The organism is Desulfovibrio litoralis DSM 11393 (assembly GCF_900143255.1).
Classification (GTDB): Bacteria; Desulfobacterota; Desulfovibrionia; order Desulfovibrionales; family Desulfovibrionaceae; genus Frigididesulfovibrio_A; species Frigididesulfovibrio_A litoralis.
This window is the reverse complement of the sequence record NZ_FRDI01000018.1, coordinates 18248-27648: the sequence shown is the minus strand read 5'-3', so window position 1 is coordinate 27648 and position 9401 is coordinate 18248. Positions and strand designations below refer to the sequence as shown.

The 9401-nt window shown below is 35.4% G+C and carries 12 protein-coding genes; 5 read left to right on the top strand and 7 right to left on the bottom strand.

What is annotated here, in order from left to right; translation table 11 throughout:
* Positions 1 to 677, bottom strand: a 677-nt coding sequence (locus BT999_RS11945) for an inverse autotransporter beta domain-containing protein (protein ID WP_178139356.1), incomplete at its 3' end; no start/stop codon positions are given.
* A gap of 140 nt (positions 678 to 817) precedes the next feature.
* On the bottom strand, positions 818 to 1042 hold the full coding sequence (locus BT999_RS11940; RefSeq protein WP_072698016.1) for a hypothetical protein: 225 nt from the start codon (positions 1040 to 1042) through the stop codon (positions 818 to 820).
* Between the two features lie 204 nt (positions 1043 to 1246).
* Between BT999_RS11940 and BT999_RS11935 the strand changes: the two genes are divergently transcribed.
* Entirely contained in the window at positions 1247 to 1444 is a 198-nt protein-coding gene (locus tag BT999_RS11935; protein WP_072698015.1) for a hypothetical protein, read from the top strand.
* Positions 1445 to 1457: 13 nt separating this feature from the next.
* Here BT999_RS11935 and BT999_RS11930 read toward each other — a convergent pair whose 3' ends face one another.
* The 3 genes from BT999_RS11930 to BT999_RS11920 form a co-directional block, all read right to left on the bottom strand.
* A complete protein-coding gene (locus tag BT999_RS11930) occupies positions 1458 to 2024 on the bottom strand; it encodes a hypothetical protein (protein WP_072698014.1) in 567 nt (188 codons plus the stop codon).
* Positions 1999 to 2226: a hypothetical protein gene (locus BT999_RS11925; RefSeq protein WP_072698013.1), complete on the bottom strand. Its 228-nt coding sequence runs from the start codon at positions 2224 to 2226 to the stop codon at positions 1999 to 2001. Before BT999_RS11925 ends, BT999_RS11930 begins: the two co-directional genes overlap by 26 nt.
* 183 nt (positions 2227 to 2409) lie before the next feature.
* The gene (locus tag BT999_RS11920) at positions 2410 to 3558 is read right to left on the bottom strand and encodes a tyrosine-type recombinase/integrase (protein WP_072698012.1); all 1149 of its coding nucleotides are present in this window, start codon (positions 3556 to 3558) and stop codon (positions 2410 to 2412) included.
* 1092 nt (positions 3559 to 4650) lie between these two features.
* Between BT999_RS11920 and BT999_RS12790 the strand changes: the two genes are divergently transcribed.
* The 4 genes from BT999_RS12790 (at position 4651) to BT999_RS11900 (ending at position 8646) form a co-directional block, all read left to right on the top strand.
* Positions 4651 to 4887, top strand: coding sequence for a helix-turn-helix domain-containing protein (locus tag BT999_RS12790; protein WP_072698011.1), 237 nt, complete (start codon positions 4651 to 4653; stop codon positions 4885 to 4887).
* A 1-nt stretch (position 4888) separates the two neighbouring features.
* On the top strand, positions 4889 to 7165 hold the full coding sequence (locus BT999_RS11910; protein ID WP_072698010.1) for an AAA family ATPase: 2277 nt from the start codon (positions 4889 to 4891) through the stop codon (positions 7163 to 7165).
* A gap of 268 nt (positions 7166 to 7433) precedes the next feature.
* Entirely contained in the window at positions 7434 to 7742 is a 309-nt protein-coding gene (locus tag BT999_RS11905; RefSeq protein ID WP_072698009.1) for a hypothetical protein, read from the top strand.
* Positions 7743 to 8073: 331 nt separating this feature from the next.
* Entirely contained in the window at positions 8074 to 8646 is a 573-nt protein-coding gene (locus BT999_RS11900) for a YagK/YfjJ domain-containing protein (protein ID WP_072698008.1), read from the top strand.
* 401 nt (positions 8647 to 9047) lie between these two features.
* Here BT999_RS11900 and BT999_RS12585 read toward each other — a convergent pair whose 3' ends face one another.
* Together BT999_RS12585 and BT999_RS12725 are read right to left on the bottom strand one after the other, a co-directional pair.
* On the bottom strand, positions 9048 to 9188 hold the full coding sequence (locus BT999_RS12585; protein WP_178139355.1) for a hypothetical protein: 141 nt from the start codon (positions 9186 to 9188) through the stop codon (positions 9048 to 9050).
* Positions 9189 to 9241: 53 nt separating this feature from the next.
* Positions 9242 to 9376 (bottom strand): hypothetical protein, encoded by a 135-nt coding sequence (locus BT999_RS12725; protein ID WP_281246541.1) that lies wholly within the window; start codon positions 9374 to 9376, stop codon positions 9242 to 9244.
* Between the last annotated feature and the right edge of the window lie 25 nt (positions 9377 to 9401).

The window sequence follows — 9401 nt, the reverse complement described above, 5'->3', positions numbered from 1 at the left end:
GTATTATAACCTAACATCAAATTGCCCGCATCTTCGCCAATACCCTCTTTTTGTGCCAAGGGATACCAACGCTGACCTACGCCAAAGTTACCTATCCAACGGTCTTTGCTGTCTTCGGCGTTCATACTGCGAGTGCCTAGTTGGCTATAAACCGTGGTATGTTTGCTGTCATACCAAGGAAGCAACAAATCGCCCTCGCCATTAATTTTACCGTCCCAATCTGCCATAAAATTAAAACGTGCCTTGGCTCCGCCATAAGGGCCTTCCATAACCCCTAAAAATACGCCCTCAGCCGCACTATTGACCATGCCGACACCATAATTTAAACTACGGTCAATCATGACTTGAGCGGGGTCAAGTTCTCTGGCTGTCCCGCCATTTTGGGCGTTTAGACTGCGTCCACCTTTAGCGGAATTAAAATAATGATTGTTAAATTTGGCGATTGGATCAAGCTCAAGGTTTGTGCCAACTCCGTTATAACTACCAGTATTAACACCATTATTCATGTAGGCCGCCGCACGTTTTCCGCTATAATCATAAGAGTTTTCACCGCCAGCCTTTCTAACTGTACCGTCGGCGTGAAAACCTAAACCCTGATCGGCGTTGGGGTCATAAGCGTCATTACGCGCATCTAAACCCGGCAAGCCCATAGCATTAGTGGCGGCGTTAAATAACACTGCACTCACTTTTTTAGGACTATCAGAAGGCGTTACTGCGTTATCAGAAGCTACTAATGTTTTGGTTTTTTCGCCTTTTGAAGCGACAGAAGCTTTTTCATTATCGCTTTGTGAAGCGTTTTGAATGAGGCTAGCGTCTTTTATTTTCTCTGTTCCGCATCCTTTTCCTTTATCTTAGCGATAGCGGCTTGACGCTCTGGGCTGTTTAAACGTGCCAGAACACGGGCTATGTTTGCTTCTTGCTCCGCTTTTTTGTCATTCGCATTACCTGCTAAAGGCAAGGGAACAGTAAAAGAAATTATGAACAGAAATACCAAAATACGAGAAAATAAACCCAAACCAGAAAAAGAAAATGCTTTTTGCATAAAATACCCCTGTATCAATTATGGCGAAACAAAGAAAGTTAATTGCATAATAATATTATGATTAAAGATGACTATAGATAATTAATATATTAAATGTAATTTTTAGCAAGCGTTCATAAGTAAATCTATTATTACGGTATGTTATGCTGTAATAATAAACGCTATAAGTTGGTCTAAATCGTCTTCACTCTGCAACACGACCTCATGGGATTTAGTGATGCAAACTGTTTAACAATTTTGTTTAACTTGGATAATAAAAAAGCCAAACAAGTAGCGGAAGCCTTGGCAACCGCTAAGTTTGGCAAAAACATTATCTTAGATGGCAATAAAATAAGCTCTGATTTTCAAAAGAAAGAACGTATAAAAACGGTTGTTGAGAAAAAACAAGGGCTAGGGAGGTAAAACATTACCGTTATTACAAGCTCAAGCCCCTACTTTTTTCAGGTGCTTTTGGCAGTCCCAAGGCTTCACGTTGCATTTCAATGTAAACTTCTTTGATCATGGCTAAATTTTCTTTTCTTTGGCGTAGGATATTTTTCTCTGTAACGGATAAAGGGCTTGCCATACGGTTAGTTAAGCGAGTGCTATGGCTTTTAAGAAATGCACGAAATGAGTCTATTGGCAATCCAGCTTCTTTATTTTTGCTTGGGTATGTTTCTGTGGCTTTTTGATATGCTTGTGAGTCATTAACCACTGTAAGAGATTTTCTCGCATCTTGAAGCTGTTCTATGGCTTTTTTGATACTGTTGGCTTCCTCTGGAGAATTGGCATAACGTGCGAGTTCCTGATTTAAAAGCAACTGCTCAACACCAAGGGCAAGATATATCTCTTTAGCTGCCTTTACTTCTTTTAATAAACTGAAAGTATCTTGTAGACCTTCATTATGTTTTTGAGCTTCTTTAGAAGTTTCTTTTAATTGATATGTTTCAAAGTTAAACTCTAAGTTGATAAATATTTTATTGGCTAAGCCAGTCTTTGCCATATTCAGCCTCCGCTTCTGATAAATTATAACCATTCTCTAATAGAAAATCTTTACCCCAGACCTCTTTGCCTGCTTTCGCTAACCAAGGTGCTATCGGTAATTGCTTAGCAATACGCATAGCTTCATCATCATTACCAGCTTTGGAAGCTGCCATTGACTTTTCAATAATTTCAAAACGCTCTTCTCTTGTTAAATTTGACATAATTTTTACCTCACTTTTATAATTTAAAAAAAATATAATACCAAACAACACAAAAGTCTATTTTGTTTTGTATTTTAGACTCAAACATCTATGATTACAACACGTCTTAGTTAAAAAAATACTCGATAAAAAATGCAAGTGGCAAAACGTATAATTTTGCTCAATCTTTTTAATTTTTAATTTTTATATTGGCTTACGCTTCTGTTTTTCGCTAAATAGCTCTCCTGCAACAGTCGCTGCTCTTTGTAAGGCTTCATCAGCTAGATGAGCATAACGTTGGGTCATTTGCGGTGATGAATGCGTCAACAGTTTCTGTAAGGTATACAGGTCAACCTTACCAGAAGACGCTAACCATGAAGCATAGGTATGCCGTAGTCCATGCAATGGACGAAAATCTTTTGGTAAACCAGCTTTTTCTTTTATTCTTTTGGCTACACGCTTAAAGTCTTTTCGCTGTCCGCCGTTTTTTCCAGGGAAAACAAATAAACTATTGCGTACATCTATGTTCTCTAAGATTATACGGGTAGGCTCAGAAATAGGAATCCGTTCTGTTTTTCCATTTTTTGCGACTGTCCCACGTAACGTAATAAAACCCTGTTCAAAATCAATATCCGTCCACTGTAGAGCCATAAGAGCCCCCTTTCGCATACCAGTAACCAAAGCCAAACGCATAAAAGCGGCCAGATTTTGATCTTCTTCTTCGTTCAAGGCTGTCATAAAAGATTCAAACTGCTGTTGTGTCAATGTTTCTGTTTTTTGATTATCCACAATGGGAAAAGTAAAATGCTGACGAGACGGTTCTGGCTGATTACATAACCCTTTTATAACTCCAAAGCGAATCAAACGACGCAATAAAGAAAGTATATGTTTTACAGTTTGAGGACTAAGTGTTTTCAAAAGGCGTAGTCGCATTCTGTCAATATCTAGAGTTACTATTTCTGAAGGCTCTTTATCTCCAAAATATTTTTCTAAGTGTTTTTGATAAAAATAGGTATCTGTTTTCTTTACCTTTCTGTCTGGTTTATCCTCATTATATAAAGTCCAAAGGCGACTGATAATAGGACGAGAAGATTCCGCAAGTATCGCTTCTTCTTGTGCTTTACGTTGTTCCACATTAGAAAGTTCTTTGCCCCTCATTCGATCGCTTCTAATAAAATTAGCTCGTGCGGGAGTCATATCTTCGCTTTCTTTTCCTACTGGCTCTTCTATTAATTTAGAACCTCGCCCGCCGATGCGATACATGATGTAATAGGATCTCTCCAAAACTTCAGACCCAATTTTTTTCTGAAGTCGAAAATATACACCCGGATATTTGGTTTTTTCTCGTTTCATATTATCCTGCCTTGGCTTAGACTATGAGATACAGCTTCTAGGCTTTCGGCCTGAGGCTCTTTTCTTCCCAACACGCTTCCCAACACCGAAGGTCAAAGTACATAAAAACAGAACAAAGGTCAAACAAGAAAAACCATTGTATTTAAAGGGAAAATAAAGATATATCACATTCTATAAAGCAGGATAAAACGATAAAAACACAGCCTCCTAAGCTGTAGGCCCCGCGTTCGATTCGCGGCGAGCACACCAATTAAAATTCAAAGACTTATGCTATAAAAGGCGTAAGTGCTTTTTTCTTATAAAAAAATTTCCAACCCTATTTCCAACCTTTTGGGTAAAAATAAATGAAACACAATGTAAGAATATGCATAAAGTTTTGTGAAAGTTTTTTGTAAGATTTGGATTGTATATCAGCAATATCCTAACGCCGTTTATTATTAGCAATTTATATTTGACTGTTTTATTTATCTGTAACTAAACATGCTAATATAATTTATATATCCTGCTCAAGTTATATAAATGATTTTTGTAAACAGATGAATACTTTTCAATTTTTTTATTTGAGCGTTTCTTTTTTATAGTTATTTTCAGATACAATCATATATTTATTATCTGCGTAGTTAATTTTAGCTAAGATTGTATGTGTTTCTATATTCAGATAAAACCGCATCACACAACAGTTTAGGCACTGACGGTAAAGAAAAAATCTTACCGTCAGTGCCAATTTTTATTTTTATTTGTATTACTGAGACTCTGAATTTTTAAAAACGAGGAGATGTCCATTAGTATACTAATTATGTGTGTAGTTTAGGTAAATGCTGTATTTAGCTAGGAGGTTATAAATAAACATTAAAGCTTACATGAAAACCAATATCATAATCTCAGTTCAATAGGAGGTGGTTAGCAAAAGAAATAAATAGGTGACTGGCAACTTAAAGATTTAACCAAAGGGGTCTTATTAGGTAAATTATTAATTGTAGTAGGCAATGAACGTTAATCACAAATAAATTTTAAAGAAAGTTTGCGCTGCAGGTTTCTTTAAAGAGAGGCATAAATATATATTTCTATATAGCTTATGAAAAAAGGTACAAAATGAAAAAAATAAATTTTAATCATAATAGTGCAGTTAATTTAACAAAAACTACCTGGCTAACAGAAAAACAAGTCGCAAGTATAACCGGATTCAGCCTTTCAAAGCTGCAGAAGGATAGATTTCATTCTACTGGGCTGACTTATTCTAAAATAGGCAGAGCCGTCCGTTATTCACTAGAAGATTTGCATGCATATATGGAACAACATCGAGTTGTTCCATATGGCCAGGAGGGTTAAAATGAGTAGCAATTTTACATCAGAGTTTGTAGCGATCTTTGGTAAAAGACATACATCTTTCCCCTATTATCCAGATATGCTTGAAGCAAAATACATGTTCAAGGCATTAGTTGAGTCTGAATGCACCAAACGTGGCCCAGAAAAATTACCATGGTTTCCAAAAAATTGTAATATGAACATAGAACAAAATTTTTTTTTCAGTCACCCCCAACAACTAGGCTATAAAAGTTACATTGAATTGTATGCTAAAGTAAAAAACTATTCAATTGATAATGCTATTAATGAATTGGTTGAACAATATAGCCTTAATAGTCTTCTACATTTTTGGGGGTTATCTCCCCAATATATTGATAAGAAAAGCTGTGAGCGTTTAAATTATGATTTAGTAAACTGGAACTCTTGGCATACAAATGACCACTTGTTCAATCTGCCTGATTCCATCACTGCAGGGGAGCAAAACTTATTATCAAAGAGTATAATTCGTTTTATTGATCAATCAATTGCGTATGGAACCACAGAAATAGAACGTGGCTATTGTGGTTATGTTAAATATAAAAACATTGATAACAAGCCAATTTTGTTGCCCATGATAACTAAAAGAAAAAACACAGTTGCTTTTAATTATCAACCAGAACGTTCTGTAGAATATTTTTTATCTCCAGGCGTTCCTAACACCTGTTCACAACAAAATGGTTATACGTGGCCACTTTTGGGTCGTAATTTGTTGGAATATAGACCAAAAATAGTATTTTTATGCGAAGACTTGCTCTTGGCAGAATATTTAAACAATATGGTCAGTGATTCTAACAGGTATACCAAAAAAGATTTTGTTGCTGTTGCTCCATACGCTTCTGGGAAATTTTTAGAAAATGTCGACTTTAGTAATTTATTGGGCATGAATGTCATATACATACCTGCTATAAATAGAGACAGCTACTTAAATGTAGATAAGTATGAAAAAAAATGTACAAAGGTCTATATAAACTCATTTAAAATATATCATAATGCGTTAGTGTGGGATGGTTATGCTGCTAAACCTGATGATTTTGGCAGCTTAGCAGACCCGTTCGAGAGATTTTTAGGTGAAAAGTCTGTTAACCTATTTGGCAGAGAATCTGGAGTTCTTGGTGAAATTGTAGAATCAAGTTTGAGCTCTGCACAATATCAACGCTTTTGCTTTAAAGTTGGTTTGCATGAAACTAAGCCAGAGCCAATGTCATCAAGCTCTCCTAGTGTTGCTGAAATTCTTCATCGTGAAATAAACCCATCGCAAGAGGTGTATACTGATTGCTTTTCAGGAGCTAATTCACTTGGCCTAATAGTTGCTAATCAAAATTCTGGCAAAAGCTATTTAGCTGTCAGTCTTGCTATGGCAAGAAGCTGCGGAATAGATTTCCTAAGTTTTAAAAGGCTAGAAAAGACAAAAGTATTATACTTAGCAGCAGAAGATTCTCAAGATGTGTTTGCCTCAATTGTTCAGCGAGCCAACAAGGCTTTAAAATGTTCGAGCGCTGATCTTGAAGAATATTTTAAGTTTGAGCTTTTTAGGGAAACAAATTTAAATTGTATTTTAGATTTGTGCAAGGAGGAAACCCAACTACATGTAAAGAAATGTATATCAAAACATGAGCCTAAATTAATTATTTTTGATAATTTGATTAGTTTTTGCCCTGGCTTTAGGCAAAAAGGAGGTTCAGCCTGGAAAGATGTTTTTAGTTTTGTAAAACAAATAGAGAAAGAACATGGTTGTGCCGTTTTACTTGTACATCATAGTAATAAAGATGATGAGGCTGCTGGTTCACGTGATATAGAAGCTCAATGCCAGAACGTGGTGACAATTCAAAAACATAATTTTGACAAAAATACTAACACTTCTGCGGTGAATGAAAACGCAGCAAATAATGGTGGATTGAATATCCAGTTGAAATTTACAAAATGTAAAGCTTATCCTCAATTGGAAAATAAGCCATACAATCTTACTTTAAACAATCTTAATACCTGCCCAGATGCTAACCCAAATTGGTTGATACATGATGCAGATACAAATAATATATACAGCACTGAGCAACCTGAATTTGAACCTTTTGATAATACAGATAATTTGGGAGAAATTATAAATTATGCAAGTTCAAGAGGGGTTTTTGCTAGAGAAGATATTGAAAAAAAATTGGGTTATAGAAAATCTGCTGTTAATAATATGTTAAAAGTTTTGGTTGAAAATAAAAAAATAAATAAAATCGGCGAAGGCAAAAGCACTCGCTATAGTTTAAGAGTATAAACATCACAATATATTTTTACTGTCTTTTTATAGTATAAAAAGCAGTCTTAAATCTTAACAATAATCGTAATGGCAGCAATGGGCGAAACCAGCCTTTTGCTGCCATTTTTGTTCGCTTTTGGGCGCAATGGTCGAATCGCATATAATATAACAAATAAAATCAACATGTTGAATTTCTGAGTTTTGAATATTGGGCATGTTTGTTTCAAGATAATTATTTTTATATTTCTTCACCATATATTATGTAAGTACACCTAAGGAGTAATATATGGAAAATATTAACAAGTTCATTTCACAGCTTAGTCAGGCGTTGCCACCGGTTATAGCCAGAGCTCATGTTGCAGAACTTACTGGAGGCCTGGTTTCCAGAAAGACCTTGGCCAACGAAGATAGCCTGGGCAAAGGGCCTAAAGACCGGGTACGTTATGGCCAAAAGATTGCCTACCGTAGAGAAGATTTTATTGAATGGCTTCGAGCTAAAATGACCTCTGCCCAAAATACACAGCACTTTAAGAATATTCTACCCAAAGTTGCCAAACCTAAAACTACGACCAGTATGTTCAGACCAAAAATTTAGCCGAAACCAGCCTATGTATTAGCCAAACGGATCCCCCACGGAATTTAATCGCCATGGGGGATTCATTATCTATAGCATGCTTAATTAATTCGGAAAATCAATTTATCCCTGAATTGCGGAAGACTCAAATATTTATATTATGTACCCATGGGACATATTATGAAAGCAGTTAATAGGTTATTTGTAATAACTAAACTAAAAACTAAATTAAAAATTAAAATTATATAAAGCTATAAATTAACTATACAATTTATATAACTATAAAAGTATCAGCTACTTTAACTATAGCTACAACTAAAAACATTTAACAAACAAAAATAAGGATTTTATCATGTTCAAACCAAATATAAAATATACCCAAGAATACAGAGGCTATAAGATTATGGCTAATGAGCAATTGAAATGTAATAAAAAAATACTGGATACAGTTATTAACCAGATAGAAACAAGTACAGCTAAGCATAATAAAGTTTTTGTTGTTAACTTTTCTCTTACATATCCACAAACACAAATCAGCTCAACAAACAATAAAGATATTACTATTTTTATGGACAGGTTCACCAAATATCTTGAAAAAGATAAAAAGATAATTGATTATACATGGGTTAGAGAACAAAACACCTCTAAGAACCACCATTACCATGTTATGCCAACATTAAATGGCAATAAAATACAAAACCAGCATGGTATTATGAAAGAGGCCACCCGTATCTGGGAGGAGGTGATTAGCAGTGAGGCTTCAGGCTTAGTTGATTACTCCTCTACCCCACACATGCTTCGCAAAGATGATCCAGCTTATCAAGAAAAGTTAGAAAACTGTATACTCCATGCCAGTTACCTAGCTAAAGAAAACACCAAGGGCAATAACCCTAAAAGGGTTAGAAGCTATGGGTGTTCAAGATAGTAGGTACCTATTAAGTTTTTACTGGTACTGTTGATTTTTAGCTAAAGCCACAGAACTATGAGCTAAACAAATTAATAGTTTTGAATCTGGTTTAGTCCATTTTTGTGATGTGAATAATTTTAGTAATAAACAAAAAAAATGGTGTTATGATTCGCTATAATCAGTACAGTGACGCACAAGCCTTTAATAACTGAGGAGTTTAAGCAAGTTATGCGAATGGAAAGACGTAAAAATAGTTAAAGCAGAATGTTGTTCTGATCTGAACTAGTACAACTCACTAACTTTAAACTAGATTAATCAGTTTTTATACAACAGTGAATAAAGGTTCACGGCTCGTCAGACAAAAGCTGTAACACCAGACCCTGTAAGCACAAGATCTGGTGTTATGATTTTTTTACCCCCTATCCCCTATCCTTTTTGCCGATATTTGAGGCAACTTTACGCAGGTAGCGTAGCGATTGCACAATGACTGGAAGGTATTTAATTAAGACCCCTATGTTTACATTAGGTTCTGATATTGGAATTTTATTTTGTTGATTCATTTTGACTCCTTAGTTTTTCATATTAAAACTCTTTGTTTTTTGTCCTGTGAAGGCTAAAACGGTTCAGGTTTTACCTCCTCAGGGAGTGTAGTTTCAGGTTTTTCATTATCTCCGGTAACGCCGTCGACATAGCCACCAACGACATAACCAATAGCACAGCCCACAAGTAAAATAAGTAAACGATTCATAGAAGCTCCAGTTTGGTTAGAATGT